Origin of the sequence: Cognatundibacterium rivi (assembly GCF_018139565.1) — a bacterium.
GTDB classification, from domain to species: domain Bacteria; phylum Pseudomonadota; class Gammaproteobacteria; order Burkholderiales; family Burkholderiaceae_D; genus Undibacterium; species Undibacterium rivi.
Window position 1 is genome coordinate 1 of record NZ_JAGSPK010000008.1, and the last position, 24,136, is coordinate 24,136.

Consider the following 24,136-nt stretch of genomic DNA (forward strand, 5'->3'; position numbering starts at 1 on the left):
TACCGTGCTCCACCTTACTGACAGAGTCATCAATCAACTGCTTAATCTCTTTTGCCGCCGAAGCACTACGCTGCGCCAGATTACGCACTTCCGATGCAACCACCGCGAAACCGCGACCCTGTTCACCCGCACGGGCAGCCTCGACTGCAGCATTCAACGCCAGAATATTCGTCTGAAAGGCAATCCCGTCAATCACCGCGATAATATCGACAATCTTATTCGAGCTGGCCTTGATTGAACCCATCGTTTCAACGACCTGATCAACGACTTCCCCCCCTTTAATCGCCACACCCGTTGCCGTTACCACCAGTTGATTTGCCTGACGCGCATTGTCCGCATTTTGTTTCACTGTTGACGTCAGCTCTTCCATCGAAGACGCGGTTTCTTCAAGCGAACTGGCCTGAGATTCTGTTCTGGACGATAAGTCCGCATTACCGGAAGCGATTTCAGCCGCCGCTACATTAATCGCGTCAGTACCATTACGCACATCGGCAATCACATGACTCAGACCGCTACTGACACCGTTAATGGCGGTGATCAAGGTGCCGATTTCATCATTACGATGAACGTCAACGACCTCAGTCAGATCGCCCATCGCCATTTTCTGAGCGACATTCGTTGCCTGAATCAAGGGTTCTGTAATCGAACGGGTGAGCAGCCAGCCGGTCACGATAGCCAGAGTGGTGGTGAGAAGAATCAGAACGATGAGTAAAGTGCGACTGCGTTCGTAATTGGCCTGAATTTCAGCGGCCATGGCATCGATCTGCGAGCGTTGTAGCGCCTGCATTTCTTCTACTTTTTTAATGAAGGTGGCCGACGCAGGTATAAACACTTTTTCCAGAACTTTGCTTGCTTCTTCTGCATTACCTGCTTTTTTTAATGCACTTATCTGATCCCGTGACGATAAATAGCCAGCGCGCAATTGCTCAACTTCTTTCAGCATTTTTTTCTCTTGCTCGCTTTGGAATTTTTCTGTAATCCCCTTAAGTAGTGCCGACGAGTTCTTAGTGGACTCTGCTTGCTCTTCTGCAAAAAAAGCGGCTAAAGAAGGATCGCTGCTTTTCGCGATCGCGGTTGCACGACGTATGCCGGAGTGGATATTACGGTACCAGTCGCTGATCATACGTTCGGCAGCAAGCGGCTCATCCAGTAAGGTCTTCGTTGAGGTCGCGACTTTGTGCAATTGTGTTAAGCCAACCAAGGTAGCGAAAATAGAAAAGACGAGGATAAGGGCGAAGCCCAGGCCTAGTCGTTTTCCGACGGAGAGCTGTTTGAGTAGTGAGTTCATTTGTATTCCATTTTTCTAATGCAAGAGACGCATTGATTGAGGATTCTTTTATTTGAGTACGATGAAAATCGGATATGAAAAAAGCAGCGATATGAGCACTGCAGCGTCATACGAGATCAAATTATATGGGGGAACTACTTACGTGAAGGTACTGATTTTTTGTTTCGGCGCAATTCCAGCTTAGATAATTGAAATTTTGTCTCTATTTGTCTGCGTAGTCTTCGCTGACTTCTTCAATTCAAATCAGTCATAAGATTTATGCGGCCTTGTTTTACAATGAGTTTTTTGAGCACAGATAATTGTTATGGCAAGGCTTCCCCGTTTAGTAATCCCTCAGACTTTGCATCACGTATTGCAGCGAAGCCATGAAGGGATACTGTTATTCAGGGATAACGAGGATTACACGACTTTCCTGAATTGGCTTGCGCAGGCGGCAAAGCAGTTTCAAGTTGCGATCCATGCTTATATTTTGATGCCGGATCATTTTCACCTTTTACTGACTCCCTCAGACGAACAGGGTTTGAGTAAATTTATGCAATGGATAGGGCGCTACTACGTACCTTACTTCAACCGTAAATATCAGCGATCCGGGAGTTTGTGGCAAGGACGATATAAAGCGACCGTGTTGGAGGCAGAGCGGCATTTTCTGCAATGCAGTTTGTATGTGGAGGGCAGCCCTCTGCGTAGTGGTTTGGTGACTGATGCGAGTGAGTACCCGTGGTCAAGTTACCAGCATCATATCGGACAAAGGACAGATCCTCTGGTCTCTGATCATCCTATTTTTTGGGCTCTCGGTAATACGCCATTTCAACGTGAAGCAAACTACAAGGAAATGATGAGCCAATCCTTATCTGTCGCTGATATGGCACAGTTGGACAATGCTGTTACAAAAGGATGGTTGCTGGGATCAGCATCATTTCAGGCTGAAATCAGCAAGTTGACCGAGCGGCGCGTTGCTCCTGCGAAGCGTGGACGGCCAAGAAAAATGCCAAATGCCCCGATAGACTGACGTTACATAAAATCGATGCGAATCCAGGTGAAATTTTAAATTAAATTACTCTGACCCTAATAAAAAATAACTTAATTTAATTCTTATTTTATTTGTCTCTGACCCTAATTATTTAGATTGAACTTTCTTTTGCGCTGCACTATTCTCATCACCAGACTTTCAATCTTTCCATCTGGAGATCGCTATGCATGCCCAAGGTTTATACGACCCATCCAATGAACATGATGCCTGTGGCGTCGGTTTTATTGCACACATTAAAGGCAAGAAAAATCACGCTATCGTCGAACAGGGTTTGCTGATCCTGAAAAATCTCGATCACCGCGGTGCTGTCGGTGCCGATCCTTTGATGGGTGATGGTGCCGGTATTCTGATTCAGATACCCGATCAGTATTATCGCGAAGAGATGGCAAAACAGAACATCCAGTTACCGCCACCGGGCGAGTATGGTGTGGGCATGATTTTTTTGCCGAAAGAGCATGCGTCCCGTCTGGCCTGTGAGCAGGAAATCGAGCGCGCAGTCAGAGCTGAAGGCCAGGTTGTTCTGGGCTGGCGCGATGTTCCGGTTGATCGCGAGATGCCGATGTCGCCAACGGTGCGCGATAAAGAACCGGTGATTCGCCAGATTTTCATTGGCCGCGGTGCGGACATCATGGTCACAGATGCGCTGGAGCGTAAGCTGTATGTGATCCGCAAGTCTGCCGTTCATGCGATCGAAGCCTTGCATCTGCTGCATGGTAAAGAGTATTTCGTACCGTCGATGTCAGCACGTACGATTGTGTACAAAGGTCTGTTGCTGGCAGATCAGGTTGGCGTCTACTACAAAGACTTGCAGGATGAACGCTGCGTGTCGGCATTGGCTTTGGTGCATCAGCGTTTCTCCACCAATACTTTCCCTGAATGGCCACTGGCTCACCCATATCGCATGATTGCGCACAACGGTGAGATTAATACTGTGAAAGGTAACTTCAACTGGATGCGCGCACGCGAAGGTGTGATGAAATCTGCGGTACTGGGCGATGATTTGCAAAAGCTCTACCCGCTGATTTTTGAAGGTCAATCCGATACTGCCAGCTTTGATAACGCGCTGGAATTGCTGGTCATGGCAGGTTATCCGATTGCTCAGGCAATGATGATGATGATTCCAGAAGCATGGGAAAATCATACGCTGATGGACGACAATCGCCGCGCATTTTACGAATACCACGCTGCGATGATGGAACCATGGGACGGCCCGGCCGCGATGGCGTTCACCGACGGTCGTCAGATCGGCGGTACGCTCGATCGTAATGGTCTGCGCCCTGCGCGTTACATCGTTACCGATGATGATCTGGTGGTGATGGCCTCGGAATCTGGCGTATTGCCGATTCCTGAATCAAAAATTATTCAGAAGTGGCGCTTACAGCCGGGAAAAATGTTCCTGATTGATCTGGAAGTGGGTCGTATTATCGATGACAAAGAAATCAAAGATACCTACGCCAACGCGAAACCGTATAAGCAGTGGATACAATCTGTCCGCATTAAACTCAGCAGCCTGAACGCCGAGCTCGACGTCGCGCCGGAAGCGGCGACTTTGCTGGATCGCCAGCAAGCTTTTGGTTATACGCAAGAAGATATTAAATTCCTCATGGCACCGATGGCGAGCAATGGTGAAGAGGCGATTGGTTCTATGGGGAATGATTCCTCATTGGCCGTGATGTCGAACAAGCTCAAGCCGCTTTATAACTATTTCAAACAGCTGTTTGCTCAGGTAACGAATCCGCCTATCGATCCTATTCGCGAAGCGATGGTGATGTCGCTGGTATCGTTTATCGGACCTAAACCAAACTTGCTCGATACCAATAACATCAACCCACCGATGCGTTTAGAGGTTTCGCAGCCGGTATTGGATTTCGCCGACATCGCGAAATTGCGCAATATCAGCGCAAACACTGGTGGTAAGTTTAAATCGTATGAACTGGATATCTGCTATCCGATCGCTTGGGGTAAAGATGGTATCGAAGCACGTCTCGCTTCTATCTGCGCGGAAGTGGTCGATGCGGTGAAATCCGGTCATAACATCATGATCATCACCGATCGAAAAATGAATGCTGATTTTGTGGCGATTCCAGCATTGCTGGCAACTTCGACCGTTCATCAGCACCTGGTCAGTAAGGGCTTGCGCACAACGACCGGTCTGGTTGTCGAAACCGGCTCAGCACGCGAAACACACCACTTTGCACTGCTTGCGGGATATGGTGCAGAAGCCGTACATCCGTATCTGGCGATGCAGACGCTGGCCGATATGGCGAAAGATTTGTCTGGTGATTTGTCGGCAGAAAAAGCGATTTACAACTACACCAAAGCGATTGGTAAAGGCTTGATGAAAGTGATGTCCAAAATGGGCATCTCTACCTATATGTCTTACTGCGGTGCGCAGATTTTTGAAGCGATCGGCCTGAATAAATCTCTGGTGGACAAATACTTCAAAGGTACAGCGTCGAATGTCGAAGGTATCGGTGTTTTCGAGGTTGCAGAAGAAGCGCTGCGCCTGCACAAACTGGCGTTTGGTAAAGATCCGGTATTAGCCAATGCATTGGATGCCGGTGGTGAATATGCATACCGCGTTCGCGGTGAAGACCATATGTGGACGCCCGATGCAATTGCCAAACTACAGCACTCGACCCGTGCGAATAACTACAATTCGTACAAAGAGTACGCACAGATCATCAACGATCAGTCGAAACGCCATATGACTTTACGTGGTCTGTTCGAATTCAAAATCGACCCATCTAAAGCGATTCCTGTGGAGCAGGTTGAGCCCGCAAAAGAAATCGTGAAGCGTTTCGCGACTGGGGCGATGTCTCTAGGTTCTATCAGTACCGAGGCGCATGCAACACTGGCGGTGGCGATGAACCGTATCGGCGGTAAATCAAATACCGGCGAGGGCGGTGAAGATCCAGCACGTTATCAGCAAGAACTCAAAGGCATTCCTATCAAGCAAGGGGAAACGCTCGCGTCTGTGATCGGCAAAGAACAGATCGAAGTGGATATTCCACTTAATGAAGGCGATTCGCTGCGTTCCAAAATTAAACAGGTCGCGTCTGGTCGTTTCGGTGTGACTGCGGAATACCTGACATCGGCTGATCAGATACAGATCAAGATGGCGCAAGGTGCAAAGCCGGGTGAAGGCGGGCAGTTACCTGGCCATAAAGTATCTGAGTACATTGCGAAGTTGCGCTTCTCCGTGCCGGGTGTGGGCTTGATTTCTCCACCGCCGCACCATGATATTTACTCCATTGAAGATCTGGCGCAGTTGATTCATGATCTGAAAAACGTCAATCCGCATGCATCGATTTCCGTCAAGTTGGTTTCGGAAGTGGGTGTCGGTACGATCGCAGCGGGTGTTTCGAAAGCGAAGGCAGATCATTTGGTGATCGCTGGGCATGACGGAGGTACTGGGGCGTCACCGTTGTCCTCGATTAAACATGCAGGTACGCCATGGGAGCTCGGCTTGTCCGAAACCCAGCAAACACTGGTACTCAATGGCTTGCGTGGACGTGTTCGCGTACAGGCAGATGGCCAGATGAAAACCGGGCGTGACGTTGCTATCGCTGCGATGCTGGGTGCCGATGAAATCGGATTCGCGACTGCGCCGTTGGTCGTTGAAGGTTGCATCATGATGCGTAAGTGTCACCTCAATACCTGTCCGGTCGGTGTGGCAACACAAGATCCGGTATTGCGGGCGAAATTCTCAGGTAAGCCTGAATATGTCGTGAACTATTTCTTCTTTGTTGCTGAAGAATTACGTCAGATCATGGCACAACTGGGCGTGCGTACTTACGACGAGCTGATCGGGCGGGTTGATCTGCTGGATAAATCCAAGGCAGTCGCACACTGGAAAGCCAAAGGCCTGGATTTCAGCCGCATCTTCCATCAGCCAGAACTGGCAGACGGCGCAGCTGTCCGTCATGTTGATGTGCAGGATCATGGTCTCGAAAAAGCACTTGATAACAAACTGATTGCGCAGGCAAAACATGCGCTGGAAACTGGCGAAAAAGTTTCCTTCATTTCTCCGGTGAAGAATCTGAATCGTACTGTCGGTGCGATGCTGTCCGGTGAAGTGGCGAAGAAATATGGTCACACGGGCTTGCCTGACGACACCATTCATATTCAGTTGCAAGGAACAGCAGGACAATCCGCAGGTGCATTCCTCGCGCATGGCGTGACGCTGGATCTGGTCGGTGAAGGTAATGACTATGTCGGTAAAGGTTTATCCGGTGGCCGCATCATCATTCGTCCGAATACCGAATTCCGTGGCTGGGCCGTTGATAACATCATTTGCGGTAATACCGTGTTGTACGGCGCGATTTCTGGTGAGGCGTTTATTAATGGTGTGGCCGGTGAGCGTTTCGCTGTACGTAATTCAGGCGCGGTGACGGTGGTGGAAGGAACCGGCGATCATGGTTGTGAATACATGACGGGCGGTACGGTTGTCGTGTTGGGCAACACCGGACGTAACTTTGCTGCCGGTATGTCTGGTGGTATTGCGTATGTCTACGATCCGGAAGGCACGTTTGAAAGTAAATGCAATATGTCTATGGTGACCCTGGAACCTGTGCTCGCAGGCGATATTCAGGCGACTTCAATCGATAAATCGATCTGGCACAGTATGTTGCGTGGCGGTGAAGGTGATACAGATGAGGCGATTTTGCGTCAGCTGATTGAGCGTCATTTCAAACACACTGGTAGTACCCGTGCCCGTAACTTGCTGGATAACTGGGCAAGCAGCCGCGCTAAGTTCGTCAAAGTATTCCCGACCGAGTACAAACGCGCGCTGGCTGAAATGTATGCTGCCAAAAGTGCCGAGAATGCAAAAGACAAAGTCGTCGCCTAGTTGAGATGAGGTGCCCCTTGCGGGGGTACCTGCTCCTGTGCGATTCACGATAGATAGGGCAACAGCCCGTAACGATATTGAGGTTAAAAAATGGGTAAAGTCACCGGCTTCATGGAATATCAGCGCTTGCAGGAAGCAAGCGAAGCACCACAATCACGTAAAAAACACTACAAAGAATTTTTAGTTCATCTGGGTGATGCTCAGGCAAAGACGCAAGCGGCACGTTGCATGGATTGCGGTATTCCGTTTTGCAATAACGGTTGTCCTGTGAATAACATCATCCCTGACTGGAATGATCTGGTGTATCACGGAAATTACCAACAAGCTCTGGAAGTACTGCATTCGACCAATAATTTCCCGGAATTTACCGGACGCATCTGCCCGGCGCCTTGCGAAGCGGCGTGTACTTTGGGTATCAATAATGATGCCGTTGGTATCAAATCTATCGAGCATTTCATCATCGATAAAGGCTGGGAAAATAACTGGGTCGTACCACAGATTTCCAGCGTCAAAACCGGTAAGAAAATTGCTGTTGTCGGCTCTGGTCCTGCCGGGCTGGCGGCCGCACAACAACTCGCGCGTGTCGGCCACGACGTGACCGTGTTTGAAAAAAATGACCGTGTCGGTGGCTTGTTGCGCTACGGTATTCCTGACTTCAAAATGGAAAAATCCCATATTGATCGTCGCGTCGAACAAATGAAAGCGGAAGGCGTTACTTTCCGCACCGGTGTATTCGTCGGAAAAGATTTTCCGGCTACAGTGACCAACTGGTCGAAAGAAACAATTTCGCCGGAACAGCTGCAAAAAGATTTCGATGCGGTGATTATTGCCGGTGGTGCAGAAACGCCGCGTGATCTGCCGGTACCAGGGCGTGAGCTCAAAGGTGTGCATTTTGCGATGGACTTTTTGCCAGTGCAAAACAAGGTCAATGCCGGTGATAAAGTCAAAGATCAGATTCTGGCGACAGGTAAGCATGTGGTGGTCATCGGTGGTGGCGATACAGGCTCGGACTGCGTTGGCACCTCGAATCGTCATGGCGCCAAATCTGTGGCGCAATTTGAATTAATGCCACAACCGCCGGAGCAGGAAAACAAACCGTTGGTGTGGCCTTACTGGCCAACGAAATTGCGTACATCCTCCTCACATGAAGAAGGCTGCGAACGTGATTGGGCGGTGGCGACTAAACGCCTTGAAGGCAAAGGTGGCAAAGTTGAAAAACTGATTGCCTGCCGCGTTGAATGGAAAGACGGCAAAATGCAGGAAGTGGCCGATTCCGAGTTTGAAATGAAAGCCGATCTGGTGTTGCTGGCAATGGGCTTTGTCTCGCCAGTGCAGCAAGTGCTGGATGCGTTTGGCGTTGATAAAGATGCGCGCGGTAATGCTAAAGCGACCACCGAGGGCGACGCCTGCTACAAAACCAATGTACCGAAAGTGTATGCCGCAGGCGATATGCGTCGCGGACAGTCATTAGTGGTTTGGGCTATCCGCGAAGGGCGTCAATGCGCGCGTGAAGTCGATGCGTTTCTGATGGGCGAGTCCGTCCTTCCACGCTGATAAAAACGACTGATTTCTCTCGAAAACGGAGAAATCAGTCAGTTTTTTTGATGAAGCCAGTCAAATTTTTAAAATTAATGACTCAAAATTCATTAATTTTTGTATTAATTTATTCTTAATTTTGAATTAAATATCGTTTTTAATTTTATTGTGGAATTTAATTTTTAAATTTATTGTTATTTAAAATAATAATTAGTTTGTTATTTTTTTGCTTATACTTGTCGATACAACTTCATTTCCAGTTCTGCATTACAATCTAGCCTTTGCAAAACTTAATCCCTCGTTGTGTCAAATCTCGTTGAAATTCGCGATGTTCATTTCGGATATGGAGAACGGACAATTTTATCCGGACTTCATATGGACTTCCCGCGCGGTAAAGTGATTGCCGTCATGGGCGGCTCCGGCTCCGGTAAAACCACTATCCTGCGTTTGATAGGCGGGCAAATTCGTCCGCAGCGCGGCAGTGTCAGCGTCAATGGCCAGCACGTGCAGGATCTTGCCAGTGATGATTTATATGCGATGCGGCGCAAAATGGGTATGTTGTTTCAGCACGGCGCATTATTCACCGATCTGAGCGTCTTTGATAATGTCGCTTTCCCTATGCGCGAGCATACGGATCTGAGCGAAACGATGATACGCGACCTGGTGATGCTCAAACTCGAAGCAGTCGGATTAAGAAATGCGGCATATCTGATGCCGGCAGAAATTTCCGGCGGTATGGCGCGCCGGGTTGCTCTTGCGCGGGCGGTTGCTCTGGACCCTCAACTCATGATGTATGACGAGCCGTTTGCAGGTCTTGATCCGATTTCTATGGGCGTAACCGCGAATCTGATCCGGAACTTGAATGATGCCTTAGGGTCTACATCCATACTGGTTTCACACGATGTGCATGAGTCATTTGCGATTGCAGACTATATTTACTTCCTGTCACAGGGGAAAATCGTGGCTGATGGCACGCCTGAGCAGATGATGGCGTCGGAAGATCCGTATGTCAGACAGTTTGTACATGCCGAGGCCGATGGCCCCGTACCTTTCCATTACCCCGGCAAAACGCTGCTGGATGATCTGGGTTTGAAAGGGGCATTATGATCATTGAATCTGTCGGCAAGTGGACGCGCGGAATGTCCAGTGATCTGGGTTATGCCACGCGTAGCTTTTTCTCAATTTTGTTCAGCGGCTTTGGTTTGTGGCGGCGGCCGCGCCTGATTACCGATCAGATTCATTTCATCGGTAATTATTCGCTGGTCATTATTGCCGTATCCGGTTTGTTTGTCGGATTTGTGCTCGGTTATCAAGGCTATTACACCTTAAACCGCTTCGGCTCAGGTGAGTCACTTGGTTTGCTGGTGACAATTTCTCTGGTGCGTGAGCTTGGTCCGGTCGTCGCTGCCTTGTTATTTGCTGGTCGGGCCGGTACTTCTCTGACAGCAGAAATCGGTTTGATGAAGGCGGGTGAGCAACTGGCTGCCATGGAAATGATGGCAGTTAATCCGATACAAAGGGTATTAGCGCCACGTTTTATCGCTGGTTTGATTTCCCTGCCGATTCTGACTGCCATTTTCAATGCCATGGGGGTGATTGGCGGATATGTCGTTGGCGTCCAGCTGATCGGCGTGGATAACGGCGCGTTCTGGTCGCAGATGCAGGCTGGTGTGGAAATCGGTCAGGATATTGGTAATGGTGTCTTGAAAAGTATCGTCTTTGGTTTTGCTGTGACGTTTGTCGCTTTATTTCAGGGCTATGAAGCGCAGCCAACACCGGAAGGGGTGGCCAGAGCAACAACCCGTACCGTGGTGATTTCCTCTTTGCTGGTGTTGTGGCTGGATTTCCTGATGACAGCCTGGATGTTTCAATAAGCGTGGCCTTTCACATACTCCAGGGGAGTATGTAGATCTGTGCGGCGAAAGTCTTTTTAAATAAACGACAAATTAAGAATAAATGCAGATACTCCCTTAAAAACGGGAGTTTGAAATAGGTAAGGATTGATGATGCAAAAAAAATCTCTGGACTTCTGGGTTGGACTTTTTGTTTTACTTGGTGCAGCCGCTTTACTATTTCTGGCATTGAAAGCTGGCAATATGAGTTCGCTTTCACTAGAGAAAACGTATGAAGTGGTAACGCGTTTTGACAATATCGGCGGACTTAAACCGCGCGCTGCAGTAAAAAGCGCAGGTGTTGTCGTTGGGCGGGTTTCGGAAGTCAGATTTGACGACAAAACCTTTCAGGCAACGGTGATACTGCAATTAGAAACACGCTATAAGTTTCCAAAAGATACATCTGCCAAGATTCTGACGGCAGGATTGTTGGGTGAGCAATATATTGGCCTGGAAGCCGGTGGTGATACCGCGAATCTGGTTGCCGGTGACAGGATAAAAATGACGCAGTCGGCGGTCGTACTGGAAAATCTGATCAGTCAGTTTCTTTTCAGTAAAGCCGCAGACAGCAGTGCGGAAGAGAAAAAATGAAAAATACATTTAAGCAGTTAAACGCGCGCTTTTGTGCCGTACTGGTACTGGGCCTGACTGTGTTGCTGACAGGTTGCAGCACCGTCTCAGTTGATAAAATCAAAGATAAAGCTGATCGTACTCTGGACGTGATCAGTACAAAAACTAATATCGGCAAAAACCCACGCGACCCGCTGGAAGGGTTTAATCGCGCAATGTTCAATTTCAATGATTCTGTTGATCAGGCGGTATTGAAACCGGTTGCGCAAACGTATCGCGATGTGACGCCATCGTTTGTTCAGACCGGTGTCGGTAACTTTTTCAGCAATATCGGCGATGTCTGGAATGCGGTCAACAATCTGTTGCAAGGTAAGGTTGCTGAAGGTAGCTCCGACGTAATGCGTTTTGCGTTTAACTCAACATTTGGTCTGGCTGGTTTACTTGATATCGCTTCGCCGGCAGGTCTGCCTAAGCATCGCGAAGATTTTGGTCAGACACTGGGTCGCTGGGGTGTCCGTTCGGGGCCTTATCTGGTTTTGCCACTATTGGGTTCGTCTACCGTGCGTGATGCGTTGGCAACACCGGTCGATATGAAAGGTAATTTGTGGTCGTATAAAGAGCCTGTTTATATTCGCAATATCGGTACTGGTGTGCGTCTGGTCGATGCCCGCGCATCTGTGCTGGACGCCGGTTCGCTGATAGAGGAAGCTGCTCTGGATAAATATGTGTTTATCCGCGATGCTTATTTGCAGCGTCGCGCCAGTCAGATCGCTCCGGAAGAGGATTAAATAGTGCAGCTTAATACCGCAGGGATTTGTAAAACAATATAACAACAGTCAACCCATCAACACCCCGATGAGTTAACTGGCGACACAGACGTCGCCATCTGATGGATATGAAGGATAAAGAAATGAAAACAATCATGACCCGATTTTTATTAACGATGTTTGCCACTCTGGCATTTGCCAACAGCGGTTTTGCCGCCGCTGCTGCACAGGAAGCGCCTGATCAGTTGGTCAAACGCATCAGTCTTGAAATTATTGATCTGGCGAAAGCGGACAAAGAAATTCAGGCAGGCAATCAAAAGCGTGTTTATGACCTGGTCGACAGCAAAATTTTGCCTTACATCGATTTTCAGCGCATGACTTCGCTGGCGGCTGGTAAAAGCTGGAGAGATGCGACTCCGGAACAGCAAAAGCAACTGATTAACGAATTTCGCACCTTGTTGGTATTTACTTACTCTGGCGCTATCGCTCAGATTAAAGACCAACGCGTAGAATTCAAGCCGCTTCGTGCAGCACCGGAAGATACGGAAGTCGAAGTCCGTTCGCAGATCATTCAGACCCGTGGCGAGCCTATCCAGTTAAATTACCGTCTTGAAAAATTGCCGGCAGGCTGGAAAATTTATGACATCAACGTGCTGGGTGCATGGCTGGTAGAAACTTATAAAGGCAGTTTTTCTGCTGAAATTAGTAAGTCCGGGATTGATGGTCTGATCAAAACTCTGACTGAAAAAAACAAAAAACTCGCGTCAGCACCGATTAAAGCGGCCTCCAAATAAGTCTGATAAAGGATTTATTGTGTACAAACTAGCTGGCGAACTTTCTCAACAGAATGCCCGTACCGCGCTGGCAGCGGGGAATGCTGCTATATCGCAAGGGCAGTCTGACTTCGACTTGTCCGGTCTGGAGCGGATAGATTCTGCTGCTGTTGCCGTCATGATTGAATGGCAACGGCAGGCGCTGGAAAAAAAACAAACGCTGCAATTTCATGCGTTGCCAGCCAGTCTGATCAGTCTGATCAGACTTTATGGTCTGAGTGAGCAGTTTATTACCCCATCCTCCGAGCGACATTGACGCTCACCCCGGGAATGCGTCGGTTTCCTGCACGCAGTTTCAGCCTCCACGCTGAAAATCCCCTATAATCAAGGGTTCGCCCAGCGGGTGAACTCTTAGATTTTCTCCGTATCCGATTTCTCTTACGCACGTAAGTGCAAGCATGCCCGATGGCCGCCATACAAATTAGTAATATTCAAAAACGCTACCAGTCTTTGCAAGCGCTGGGTGGCGTATCACTTTCTATCGAAGAGGGTGAGTTTTTCGGCCTGCTCGGGCCAAATGGTGCGGGTAAAACGACATTGATTTCTATCATCGCTGGTCTGAACCGCGCCGATGCCGGGAATGTTACGGTGCAAGGGCATGACGTTGTCAGCGATTACAGAAATGCGCGCAGAAATCTGGGCGTCGTACCGCAAGAATTAGTCTTTGATCCATTTTTTACTGTACGCGAAACCTTGCGTATGCAGTCCGGTTATTTTGGACTCAAGAATAATGATAAATGGATAGACGAGGTCATGGAAAATCTCGATCTGACCAATAAGGCCGATACGAATATGCGCGCTTTGTCGGGTGGGATGAAGCGCCGCGTGCTGGTTGCGCAGGCGCTTGTGCACAAGCCGCCAGTGATTGTGCTTGATGAGCCAACCGCAGGCGTTGACGTTGAATTGCGTCAGACCTTGTGGCAATTCATTGCGCGTCTGAACCGCGAAGGTCACACAATCGTCTTGACCACACATTACCTTGAAGAAGCGCAGGCTCTTTGTAATCGTATTGCAATGCTGAAATTGGGGAAGGTTGTTGCCCTCGACAGCACCGCCGCGCTGATTAAGCGTATCTCAGGATCACAACTGCGGGTAACACTGGCCGCATCCGGTAATACGACTTTACCTGTAACGTTACGCGACAAGATTATCAGTCATGAAACCCTCGCCGATCCACGTCAGTTTGCTTTACGTGTCACCGACTATGGTCAGGTTGAAGGAATCTTAGGTGAGCTCCGTATGGGCGGATGTGTGATTGAGGATATGCAATTGCTGCAAGCCGATCTGGAAGATGTCTTCCTGCAAATTATGGAGGGCAAGCAATGAGTAATATGACCGGTTTTAACACCCTGTTTTACAAAGAAGTATTGCGCTTCTGGAAAGTCGCAACGCAAACGATCACGGCACCTATCATGACCGCGTTGTTGTATTTGCTGATTTTCGGCCATGTGCTGGATGCGCATGTGCAGGTGTATCCGGGAGTGCGTTACACCGCGTTTCTGGTGCCAGGATTGGTGATGATGAGTGTGTTGCAAAATGCTTTTGCGAATTCATCTTCTTCACTGATACAGTCGAAGATCACCGGCAATCTGGTGTTTGTGCTGTTGCCGCCTTTATCGCACTGGGAGCTGTTCGGTGGTTATGTACTCGCGGCGATATTACGCGGCGTCACAGTCGGTGCGGGTGTTTTCGTCGTGACTGTCTGGTTCACTGACCTGCATTTTGAAGCACCGTTGTGGATTGCTCTGTTTGCTTTACTGGGCGCGGCGATGCTGGGGACGATGGGGCTGATCGCTGGCATCTGGGCAGAGAAATTCGATCAGCTGGCCGCCTTCCAGAATTTTTTAATCATGCCTGCGACGTTTTTATCGGGTGTGTTTTATTCGATTCATTCCTTACCGCCATTCTGGCAAACCGTGTCGCACTTTAATCCATTCTTTTACATGATAGATGGCTTCCGGTTTGGCTTCTTTGGTAAATCAGACGTGGCACCGTTGTATAGTTTAGCGATTGTTTCTGTTTTCTTTGTGTTGCTGTCAGCGATTGCGGTGCAGATGCTGAAGCGTGGTTATAAGTTGCGTGATTGATTGATGCCAGGCCTCAGTCCTTCAGCGTGTTACTAATTGAGTTTGAAAGAGATATACGCCGTGTTTCCTACCCCTGAACAAATTAAAAACTACATTGCTGCCGGTCTTGAATGCAGCCATCTGGAAGTTGAAGGTGATGGTCAGCACTTTAATGCCGTCATCGTTTCCACCGCCTTTGCTGGCAAACGTCCGATACAACGTCACCAGATCGTCTACGCGGTTCTGGGTGATCGTATGCGTGAAGAAATTCACGCTCTATCGATGAAAACACTGACACCAGAAGAGTACCAGGCATAATGGATAAATTACTGATTACCGGCGGTCATCGCCTGAACGGAGATATCGTCATCTCCGGCGCAAAAAATGCCGCGTTACCGATTCTGTGCGCAGGGTTGCTGAGTGCCGATGATGTCGTGCTGAGCAATGTTCCGTCGCTGCAGGATGTCAACACCATGCTGAAATTGCTGCGCCAGATGGGCCTACGCGTCACGCAGGAAAACGGCATTACCACGCTCAATGGACAGGGTATCGATAAACTCGAAGCGCCTTACGACATGGTGAAAACTATGCGTGCCTCGATTCTGGTACTCGGCCCTTTGCTGGCGCGTTTTGGTGAAGCGAAAGTCTCGTTGCCGGGAGGTTGTGCAATTGGTTCGCGCCCGGTGGATCAGCATATCAAAGGCCTGCGCGCGATGGGCGCCGAGATCACGATCGAGGCGGGTTATATCCATGCCAAAGCCAAGCGACTCAAAGGTGCGCGTATCGTGACCGATATGATTACCGTCACCGGTACCGAAAATCTGCTGATGGCAGCAACGCTGGCGGAAGGTGAGACTGTGCTGGAAAACGCGGCACGCGAACCGGAGGTCACCGATCTGGCGAATCTGCTGGTGGCAATGGGAGCGAAGATCGAAGGCATAGGCACTGATAGACTGGTGATACAGGGCTGCGATAGCCTGCATGGCGCGGAACATACCGTGATCGCAGATCGTATTGAAACCGCGACTTTCCTGTGCGCAGTAGCGGCAACCGGTGGCGATATCACCTTAAAAAATACCCGCAGCGATATTCTGGATGTGGCTCTCGATAAGTTACGTGAAGCAGGCGTTGTTCTGACAACCGGCCCCGACTGGATACGTGCGCAAATGAGCAGCCGTCCGAAAGCGGTCAGTTTCCGTACGACTGAATACCCAGGTTTCCCTACTGATATGCAGGCGCAATTCATGGCGCTCGATTGTGTCGCATCCGGCAGCAGTCGTGTCACCGAAACGATTTTTGAAAATCGTTTCATGCATGTGCAGGAGATGAATCGTCTCGGCGCGAAAATTGAAATCGATGGGCATACTGCAATCATCAATGGCGTCGATAAACTGGTCGGCGCGCCAGTCATGGCGACCGATTTACGTGCTTCCGCATCGCTGGTGATTGCCGGGATGGCAGCCGAAGGCGAAACACTGATAGACCGGATTTATCACCTCGACCGTGGTTACGACCGCATGGAAGTGAAACTGTCGGCGGTCGGCGCACAAATACAAAGGCTCAAGTAATGACTGCACAACTCACTCTGGCTTTATCCAAAGGGCGGATTTTTGAAGAAACCCTGCCGCTGCTGGAAGCGGCCGGCATTCGCGTGACTGAAGACCCGGAAAAATCCCGTAAGCTGATCCTGGCAACGAATGATCCGGGTGTGCGCGTCATCATCGTCCGTGCTTCAGATGTGCCAACGTATGTCCAGTATGGCGCTGCTGATTTCGGCGTGGCCGGTAAAGACGTGTTGCACGAACATGGTGGCGAAGGTTTGTATCAGCCGATTGATCTGAACATTGCCAAATGCCGCATGTCGGTGGCGGTCTCGGCCGGATTTGATTATCAAAGCGCTGTACATCAGGGTGCGCGTTTGCGCGTGGCAACCAAGTACACCGAAACTGCGCGCGAGCATTTTGCCAGCAAGGGTGTGCACGTTGATCTGATCAAACTGTATGGTTCTATGGAGCTCGCGCCGCTGGTTGGTTTGTCGGATGCGATTGTCGATCTGGTCAGCACCGGCAGCACTCTGCGCGCGAATAATCTGGTTGAAGTCGAACACATCATGGATATTTCTTCGCGTCTGGTGGTGAATCAGGCGGCATTGAAATTGAAGCGTGAACGTTTGCAACCGATACTTGAAGCTTTCGAGCGCGCCACCAGTTTAAAAGCATAATTAAAGAGAATGAGCATGGCATCCCCCGCATCCCTGATTACCCGGCTGGACTCCACCGAGGCTGATTTTTCCGCAAAGCTTTCTGCCTTGCTGGCTTTTGAAGCGAGTGAAGACGAAGCGATAGATCGTGCTGCTGCACAAATTTTAGTCAGCGTGAAAACGCATGGCGATAGTGCCGTCCTGGAAGCGACAAATCGTTTTGATCGCCTCAGTGCCGACAGTGTCGCGGCGCTGGAGTTGTCGCAGCAAGAGATGCAGGCAGCGCTGAATTCACTCAGCGCTGAACGTCGCCATGCGCTGGAAACGGCGGCGCAGCGGGTGCGTGCGTATCACGAAATACAAAAGAAAGAATGCGGCTCGGAAGGCTTCAGCTATACCGAAGCCGATGGGACTGTGCTCGGTCAGAAGGTCACGCCACTCGATCGCGTCGGTATTTATGTACCGGGCGGTAAGGCCGCTTATCCTTCATCGGTGCTGATGAATGCGATTCCGGCCAAGGTCGCCGGTGTGCAGGAAATCATCATGGTGGTGCCGACGCCTGATGGCGTCAAAAATCCGCTGGTGCTGGCGGCCGCGGCGATTGCCGGTGTCGACAGAGTATTCACCATCGGCGGCGCGCAGGCAGTCGGTGCGCTGGCGTATGGCACTGCGACGATTCCGCAAGTCGATAAGATAGTCGGGCCGGGTAATGCTTATGTCGCGGCGGCAAAACGCCGTGTGTTCGGCACAGTCGGTATCGACATGATTGCTGGCCCATCAGAAATTCTGGTCTTGTGCGATGGCACGACGAATCCGGACTGGGTTGCGATGGATTTATTTTCGCAGGCAGAACATGACGAGCTTGCACAGTCGATTTTATTGTGCCCCGATGCCGCGTATATCGAAGCAGTACAGGCCAGCATCGCCCGCTTGCTGCCGGAAATGCCACGTCACGAAGTCATCCGCACTTCGCTGGCGAATCGCGGTGCGCTGATTAAAGTGCGTGATATGGACGAGGCCTGTGCGATTGCCAACAGCATCGCTGCCGAACACCTGGAAATCTCGGCTGAACAACCACAGCAATGGGCAGATAAAATCCGCCACGCTGGCGCGATGTTCCTCGGTCGTTATTCGTCGGAAGCCTTAGGCGATTACTGCGCGGGCCCGAATCATGTGTTGCCGACGTCCCGCACGGCGCGCTTTTCATCGCCGCTGGGTGTGTATGATTTCCAGAAGCGTTCTTCCATGATCCATGTCAGTGAGCAAGGTGCGCAGACGCTGGGTAAAGTGGCTGCCGAACTCGCTTATGGCGAAGGTTTGCAAGCCCACGCGCGTAGTGCTGAATTCCGCCTGAAGTGATTTTCAATATGAATTCCTAGCATGGCAGCCGATTGGCGAAATCAGATATTTTGTGAGGACGCGCTGCAAGGGCTGGCGCGTCTGCCCGATGCCAGCGTTGATCTGTTGCTGGCCGACCCGCCGTATGGTCTGGGCAAGGATTACGGCAACGATTCCGACAAAATGGAGGCCGCTGCCTATCTTGAATGGATGACGGAATGGGTCGATCTGGCCTTACCCAAGCTCAAAGCGAATGGCAGCCTGTATATTTTTCTGACCTGGCGCTATTCGCCGGAAGTGTTTGTGATGCTGAAACAGCGCATGAGCATGATGAATGAAATTATCTGGGACCGGCGTGTGCCATCGATGGGCGGAACGGTACGTAAATATTCTTCTGTGCACGACACGATAGGTTTCTTTGTCAAAGCGCGGGATTACTATTTTGATCTGGATGCAATCCGCATTCCGTATGATGCGGCCACCAAAAAGGCCCGCAGCCGCAAGATTTTTGAAGGCGCCAAATGGCTGGAGCTGGGCTTTAACCCCAAAGATGTGTGGAGTGTTTCGCGTCTGCATCGTGAGCACGCCGAGCGTGAAGAGCACCCGACACAAAAGCCCTTAGAAATTATCGAACGCATGATCAAGGCGTCCTGCCCACCCGGCGGCGTTGTCCTTGATCCATTCATGGGCAGCGGCACCACCGCTGTCGCCGCACAACGTTGCGGGCGCGATTTCGTTGGTTTTGAACTGAATCCTGATTATTGCGAGATGATACAAAAACGCCTCGCTCAGGCGCATCCCGTATAGCTCTCCGGCATGCAGTTTTGGGGGAGTATATGAACAACATCTCGTATAACGTAATTAAATAGCGGATGTTTCGGTGTTAATCGAGCATACTGCCTGGAGTATATAGTGAGTATCACGGATATTATCCGCCCGGAAATCAGCAGTTTAGCGGCTTACCACGTGCCTGATGCGGCAGGTTTGCTGAAACTCGATGCGATGGAAAATCCTTATCTGTTGCCAGCGGAAATGCAGCAGGCGCTGGCGCAGCATCTGGCACAAGTGGCGCTGAATCGCTATCCGGTGCCGTCCTATTCCGGTCTGAAACAACTGATCGCTGACAAGCTGGGCGTGCCCGCGGATCGCGAGATTGTGCTCGGCAATGGTTCCGATGAATTGATTGCGATGATCTCAGTGGCATGCGCCAGGCCGGGCGCAAAAGTGCTGGCACCGGTACCCGGATTTGTGATGTATGCGATGTCAGCGAAATTTGCCGGACTGGAATTCATCGGTGTGCCGCTACAGGCCGATCTGACACTGGATACGGCAGCAATGCTGGCTGCCATCCGCACGCACCGCCCGGCGATAACGTATCTTGCGTATCCGAATAATCCTACCGGCACTTTGTATGACGCTGACGATATCGTTGCCATTGCGCACGCCGTTGGCGACAGCGGTGTGGTGGTGGTGGATGAAGCGTATCAGCCTTTTGCCCCGACGAGTTTCATGCCGCGTCTGGCGGAATTCGATAATCTGGTGGTCATGCGCACCGTATCGAAATTAGGCCTGGCTGGCATCCGGCTCGGCTACATGGCTGGCAATAATGCGCTGATGCATGAGTTTGAAAAGGTGCGCCCACCCTATAACATCAATGTGCTGACGCAGGCGGCGGCAGAATTTGTGTTGCAAAGGGTTGAAGTGCTGGATGCACAGGCAGCCGAATTACGTGCGCAGCGTAGCCAATTGGCAATGGCATTAAGTGCCTTGCCCGGCGTGCAGGTTTTCCCCTCCGCTGCAAATTTCCTGCTGATCCGTGTGGCGAATGCTGAACAAGTCTTTGCTAAATTGTTGGATCACAAAATTTTAGTTAAAAATGTAGGTAAAATGCACTCTCTGCTTGAGAACTGTCTGCGTATCACCGTCAGTACTCCGGAAGAAAATGCACTTTTTATGGCTGCGCTTGCAGCATCTCTGACATCAAAATGAATATGCCAACGCAAAATGAATACCAGCCGCGCATTGCGACGGTATCCCGCAATACCAACGAAACGCAAATCCGCGTCGCGATTAATCTGGATGGTACCGGTCAGCAAAAGCTCAATACCGGCGTGCCGTTTCTGGATCACATGCTCGATCAGATCGCCCGTCACGGATTGATCGATCTTGAGATAGAAGCGGTCGGCGATCTGCACATCGATGCGCACCATACTGTCGAAGACGTCGGTATTACGCTGGGTCAGGCATTTGCGCAGGCGGTCGGCGACAAAAAAGGTATCCGCCGCTATGGTCATGCTTATGTGCCGCTCGATGAGGCCTTATCACGCGTGGTGGTCGATTTTTCCGGTCGTCCCGGACTGGAATATCACATTCCTTTCACCCGCGCGATGATAGGTCAGTTCGACGTTGATCTGACGCGTGAATTTTTTCAGGGTTTCGTGAATCACGCGCTGGTCACACTGCATATCGATAATTTGCGTGGCGATAATTCGCATCATCAATGCGAAACCGTGTTCAAGGCATTTGGCCGCGCATTACGGATGGCCGTTGAGCTGGACCCACGTGCTGCAGGTATCATCCCGTCAACCAAGGGTTGTCTTTAATCTTATGAGCTGTATCCCGGTCCCGGCGTCAGCCGGGCGATCATTATGAATAAAATTGTTGTTGTTGATTACGGTATGGGAAATCTGCGCTCCGTTGCGCAAGCCCTGCGTGCCGTTGCTCCTGAAGCGAACGTATTGATTTCGGGTGAGGTTGCTGATATTCAGAGTGCTGACCGCATTGTGTTGCCCGGGCAAGGCGCGATGCCTGACTGCATGAGCAGTCTGCGTGATTCCGGCGTGAAGGAAGCCGTGCTGGCTGCCAGCCGCAGTAAGCCCTTGTTCGGCGTGTGCGTCGGTGAACAAATGTTGTTTGATCTGAGTGAAGAGGGCAATACGCCTGGCCTCGGATTATTACCGGGCAAAGTTGTCCGTTTTGATCTGGATGGCCAACTGCAAGCAGACGGTTCGCGTTTTAAAGTGCCGCAGATGGGCTGGAACCGTGTGCAGCAATCCCGTCCTCACGCTTTGTGGCAAGATATACCCGATCAGGAATATTTTTATTTTGTGCACAGTTATTATGCTCAGCCTGACAATGCGGAGCATATTGTGGGCATGACAGATTATGGTCAGCTTTTCGCTTGTGCGGTTGCCCGCGACAATATTTTTGCGACGCAATTTCACCCTGAAAAGAGTGCGCATGCCGGTTTGCAGTTGTACAAAAACTTTGTCCACTGGAATCCTTGAGTCCAGCGGAACCAGTGTGATCGCCGTGTTGTGCGGCTGCACCGGATAGTCTGATTTTCTGTTGTACTTTCGTTTCTCTTATTGTCTTTTTTGTCTGATACCGACACCTTAATTTCTTTAACATCATGTTGCTCATCCCTGCTATCGACCTGAAAGATGGTCACTGTGTACGCCTGAAACAAGGTGATATGGAACAAGCCACCGTGTTCTCTGAAGACCCGGCTGAAACTGCCCGTCACTGGCTGAAACAAGGAGCTCGCCGCTTGCATCTGGTCGATCTGAATGGTGCTTTTGCCGGTAAGCCAAAAAATGAAGGCGCGGTGAAAGCCATTCTGAAAGCTGTACGTGAATATGCTGAAGAAACTGGCACCGAAGAAATTCCGGTGCAGCTCGGCGGCGGCATTCGCGATCTCGATACCATCGAGCGCTATCTTGATGGCGGCCTGTCTTACATCATCATCGGCACGGCAGCGGTGCGCAATCCCGGCTTTCTGGCCGATGCCTGCAGCGCGTTTCCAGGTCAGATTATCGTCGGTATTGATGCCAAAGACGGTAAGGTGGCAACCGATGGCTGGAGTAAATTATCCGGTCACGAAGTGATCGATCTGGCGAAAAAATTTGAAGATTACGGCGTGGAATCCATCATCTATACCGACATCGGTCGCGATGGCATGATGGGCGGCGTCAATATCGAAGCGACGGTCAGACTGGCGCAGGCAGTCAGTATTCCGGTCATTGCTTCTGGTGGTGTGCATAATCTTGCCGACGTGGAAGCCTTGTGCGCGGTGCAGGACGAAGGCATTGAAGGTGTTATTTGCGGCCGCTCAATTTACGAAGGAACGCTGGATCTCGCCTCGGCACAGGATCGCGCTGACGAACTCAGTGGTGAGCCGCTTTTGGATGAAGAAGACGCTGAATGACATTAGCTAAACGCATTATTCCTTGTCTGGATGTGACCGCAGGTCGCGTCGTCAAAGGCATTAATTTTCAAGAGCTGCGCGATGCCGGTGATCCGGTGGAAATCGCGCGCCGTTACGATGCTCAGGGCGCCGATGAAATTACTTTCCTCGATATCACCGCATCCTCTGATGGACGTGATCTGATCTTGCCGATTATCGAAGCCGTGGCCTCGCAGGTGTTCATTCCCCTGACCGTTGGCGGTGGCGTGCGTACGGTTGCCGATGTGCGGCGCTTGCTGAATGCGGGTGCCGATAAGGTTGGCATCAATACGTCGGCAGTAACTAATCCGCAATTGGTGGCAGATGCCGCGCATAAATACGGCTCGCAATGTATTGTGGTCGCGATTGATGCGAAAAATGTTGCGCCCGGAAAGTGGGAAGTTTTCACCCACGGTGGTCGCAATGCAACCGGCCTGGATGCGGTGGAATGGGCGCAAAACATGGCGCGCCTTGGTGCTGGTGAAATTCTGCTGACCAGCATGGATAAAGACGGCACCCGTTCCGGTTTTGATCTCGGTCTGACCCGCGCAGTGTCTGACGCGGTGTCCATTCCGGTGATTGCTTCCGGTGGTGTCGGCGGTTTGCAGGATCTTGCTGACGGTATCAAAGTCGGTGGTGCAGATGCAGTGCTGGCCGCAAGTATTTTCCATTACGGCCATCACACGGTCGGAGAAGCGAAGCAATTCATGGCAGCGCAAAATATTCCTATGAGGTTGGTATGAGTGCCGCGACGTGGTTAAACAAAGTGAAGTGGGATGATCAGGGACTGGTGCCCGTGATCGCACAAGAGGCGAGCAGCAATGATGTATTGATGTTCGCCTGGATGAACCGTGATGCGTTAAGCAAAACAGTTGAAATCGGTGAAGCCGTTTACTGGAGCCGTTCACGTAAAAAGTTATGGCATAAGGGCGAGGAATCTGGTCACGTGCAGAAAGTAAAAGAAATCCGCCTCGATTGCGATCAGGACGTGGTGCTGATTAAAGTCGAGCAGGCAGATAGCATTGCTTGTCATACCGGGCGTCATTCTTGTTTCTTTCAGAAATTTGAAGGCAGCCTGAATGAAGGTGACTGGCAGGCAGTGGATCCGGTATTGAAAGACCCTGAGAGTATTTATAAATGAGTACACAAGTACAAGTGCTGGAACGCCTGGCAGAGATTATTGAAAGTCGTAAACTGGCCAATGGCGGCGACCCTGATAAATCGTATGTCGCGCGTTTGTTTTCCAAAGGCGACGATGCGATTTTGAAAAAAATCGGCGAAGAAGCGACTGAAACTGTGATGGCTGCCAAAGATGCGCGTGTCTCAGGTGATGCCAGCAAAGTGTTATACGAATGTGCTGACTTATGGTTTCATTCGCTTGTCATGTTGGCCCAGTATGATTTGCGCCCTCAGCAAGTATTAGATGAGCTGGCAAGGCGCGAGGGCATCTCCGGTATCGAAGAAAAGGCGGCACGTCAGGAGTAAGACGTGCAGCTTTGGTTCTGAGAATTATTTCCCTTGTTTAATTTGATCGGATAA

24 protein-coding genes are annotated in these 24,136 nt (G+C 50.5%); 23 read left to right on the plus strand and 1 reads right to left on the minus strand.

Features of this window, described 5'->3' with window-relative positions; genetic code table 11:
- Positions 1 to 1,288: methyl-accepting chemotaxis protein (locus KDM87_RS17980; RefSeq protein WP_212680344.1), on the minus strand; the 1,288-nt coding region annotated here is incomplete at its 3' end.
- A gap of 304 nt (positions 1,289 to 1,592) precedes the next feature.
- Between KDM87_RS17980 and KDM87_RS17095 the strand changes: the two genes are divergently transcribed.
- From KDM87_RS17095 to KDM87_RS17205, 23 genes are all read left to right on the plus strand, one after another.
- Positions 1,593 to 2,297, plus strand: a complete 705-nt coding sequence (locus KDM87_RS17095) for a transposase (protein WP_212680345.1) — start codon at positions 1,593 to 1,595, stop codon at positions 2,295 to 2,297.
- 184 nt (positions 2,298 to 2,481) lie between these two features.
- Complete coding sequence (locus KDM87_RS17100) at positions 2,482 to 7,170, plus strand: glutamate synthase-related protein (protein ID WP_212680346.1); 4,689 nt, start codon at positions 2,482 to 2,484, stop codon at positions 7,168 to 7,170.
- Between the two features lie 90 nt (positions 7,171 to 7,260).
- The gene (locus tag KDM87_RS17105; RefSeq protein WP_212680347.1) at positions 7,261 to 8,724 is read left to right on the plus strand and encodes a glutamate synthase subunit beta; all 1,464 of its coding nucleotides are present in this window, start codon (positions 7,261 to 7,263) and stop codon (positions 8,722 to 8,724) included.
- 285 nt (positions 8,725 to 9,009) lie between these two features.
- The gene (locus KDM87_RS17110; protein ID WP_212680348.1) at positions 9,010 to 9,813 is read left to right on the plus strand and encodes an ABC transporter ATP-binding protein; all 804 of its coding nucleotides are present in this window, start codon (positions 9,010 to 9,012) and stop codon (positions 9,811 to 9,813) included.
- Positions 9,810 to 10,580: a lipid asymmetry maintenance ABC transporter permease subunit MlaE gene (gene mlaE, locus KDM87_RS17115; protein ID WP_230407856.1), complete on the plus strand. Its 771-nt coding sequence runs from the start codon at positions 9,810 to 9,812 to the stop codon at positions 10,578 to 10,580. Before KDM87_RS17110 ends, mlaE begins: the two co-directional genes overlap by 4 nt.
- 132 nt (positions 10,581 to 10,712) lie before the next feature.
- Positions 10,713 to 11,189, plus strand: a complete 477-nt coding sequence (gene mlaD, locus KDM87_RS17120) for an outer membrane lipid asymmetry maintenance protein MlaD (RefSeq protein WP_212680421.1) — start codon at positions 10,713 to 10,715, stop codon at positions 11,187 to 11,189.
- Positions 11,186 to 11,956, plus strand: a complete 771-nt coding sequence (locus tag KDM87_RS17125; RefSeq protein ID WP_212680349.1) for an MlaA family lipoprotein — start codon at positions 11,186 to 11,188, stop codon at positions 11,954 to 11,956. Before mlaD ends, KDM87_RS17125 begins: the two co-directional genes overlap by 4 nt.
- A 122-nt stretch (positions 11,957 to 12,078) precedes the next feature.
- Complete coding sequence (locus tag KDM87_RS17130) at positions 12,079 to 12,729, plus strand: MlaC/ttg2D family ABC transporter substrate-binding protein (RefSeq protein WP_212680350.1); 651 nt, start codon at positions 12,079 to 12,081, stop codon at positions 12,727 to 12,729.
- The gene (locus tag KDM87_RS17135) at positions 12,677 to 13,024 is read left to right on the plus strand and encodes an STAS domain-containing protein (RefSeq protein WP_268977606.1); all 348 of its coding nucleotides are present in this window, start codon (positions 12,677 to 12,679) and stop codon (positions 13,022 to 13,024) included. The genes KDM87_RS17130 and KDM87_RS17135 overlap by 53 nt, the downstream gene beginning before the upstream one ends.
- Before the next feature lie 149 nt (positions 13,025 to 13,173).
- On the plus strand, positions 13,174 to 14,094 hold the full coding sequence (locus KDM87_RS17140) for an ABC transporter ATP-binding protein (protein WP_212680352.1): 921 nt from the start codon (positions 13,174 to 13,176) through the stop codon (positions 14,092 to 14,094).
- A 5-nt stretch (positions 14,095 to 14,099) separates the two neighbouring features.
- Positions 14,100 to 14,855 (plus strand): ABC transporter permease, encoded by a 756-nt coding sequence (locus tag KDM87_RS17145; protein ID WP_212680422.1) that lies wholly within the window; start codon positions 14,100 to 14,102, stop codon positions 14,853 to 14,855.
- A 60-nt stretch (positions 14,856 to 14,915) separates the two neighbouring features.
- Entirely contained in the window at positions 14,916 to 15,152 is a 237-nt protein-coding gene (locus KDM87_RS17150; protein WP_186884504.1) for a BolA family protein, read from the plus strand.
- Entirely contained in the window at positions 15,152 to 16,402 is a 1,251-nt protein-coding gene (gene murA / locus KDM87_RS17155) for a UDP-N-acetylglucosamine 1-carboxyvinyltransferase (RefSeq protein WP_212680353.1), read from the plus strand. The genes KDM87_RS17150 and murA overlap by 1 nt, the downstream gene beginning before the upstream one ends.
- Complete coding sequence (gene hisG / locus KDM87_RS17160) at positions 16,402 to 17,055, plus strand: ATP phosphoribosyltransferase (protein WP_186884506.1); 654 nt, start codon at positions 16,402 to 16,404, stop codon at positions 17,053 to 17,055. Before murA ends, hisG begins: the two co-directional genes overlap by 1 nt.
- Before the next feature lie 15 nt (positions 17,056 to 17,070).
- Positions 17,071 to 18,393: a histidinol dehydrogenase gene (gene hisD, locus KDM87_RS17165; protein ID WP_408058758.1), complete on the plus strand. Its 1,323-nt coding sequence runs from the start codon at positions 17,071 to 17,073 to the stop codon at positions 18,391 to 18,393.
- 21 nt (positions 18,394 to 18,414) lie between these two features.
- Complete coding sequence (locus KDM87_RS17170; RefSeq protein ID WP_212680355.1) at positions 18,415 to 19,179, plus strand: DNA-methyltransferase; 765 nt, start codon at positions 18,415 to 18,417, stop codon at positions 19,177 to 19,179.
- A 102-nt stretch (positions 19,180 to 19,281) separates the two neighbouring features.
- Positions 19,282 to 20,361 (plus strand): histidinol-phosphate transaminase, encoded by a 1,080-nt coding sequence (gene hisC, locus KDM87_RS17175; RefSeq protein WP_212680423.1) that lies wholly within the window; start codon positions 19,282 to 19,284, stop codon positions 20,359 to 20,361.
- A gap of 2 nt (positions 20,362 to 20,363) precedes the next feature.
- Positions 20,364 to 20,975, plus strand: coding sequence for an imidazoleglycerol-phosphate dehydratase HisB (gene hisB / locus KDM87_RS17180; protein WP_212680356.1), 612 nt, complete (start codon positions 20,364 to 20,366; stop codon positions 20,973 to 20,975).
- A 45-nt stretch (positions 20,976 to 21,020) separates the two neighbouring features.
- Positions 21,021 to 21,659: an imidazole glycerol phosphate synthase subunit HisH gene (gene hisH / locus KDM87_RS17185; protein ID WP_212680357.1), complete on the plus strand. Its 639-nt coding sequence runs from the start codon at positions 21,021 to 21,023 to the stop codon at positions 21,657 to 21,659.
- Positions 21,660 to 21,784: 125 nt separating this feature from the next.
- Entirely contained in the window at positions 21,785 to 22,579 is a 795-nt protein-coding gene (gene hisA, locus KDM87_RS17190; RefSeq protein WP_212680358.1) for a 1-(5-phosphoribosyl)-5-[(5-phosphoribosylamino)methylideneamino]imidazole-4-carboxamide isomerase, read from the plus strand.
- Complete coding sequence (hisF, locus tag KDM87_RS17195; RefSeq protein ID WP_186884512.1) at positions 22,576 to 23,340, plus strand: imidazole glycerol phosphate synthase subunit HisF; 765 nt, start codon at positions 22,576 to 22,578, stop codon at positions 23,338 to 23,340. The genes hisA and hisF overlap by 4 nt, the downstream gene beginning before the upstream one ends.
- A complete protein-coding gene (hisI, locus tag KDM87_RS17200; protein ID WP_186884513.1) occupies positions 23,337 to 23,738 on the plus strand; it encodes a phosphoribosyl-AMP cyclohydrolase in 402 nt (133 codons plus the stop codon). The genes hisF and hisI overlap by 4 nt, the downstream gene beginning before the upstream one ends.
- Positions 23,735 to 24,082: a phosphoribosyl-ATP diphosphatase gene (locus KDM87_RS17205; protein WP_186884514.1), complete on the plus strand. Its 348-nt coding sequence runs from the start codon at positions 23,735 to 23,737 to the stop codon at positions 24,080 to 24,082. The genes hisI and KDM87_RS17205 overlap by 4 nt, the downstream gene beginning before the upstream one ends.
- The last annotated feature ends 54 nt before the right edge of the window (positions 24,083 to 24,136 follow it).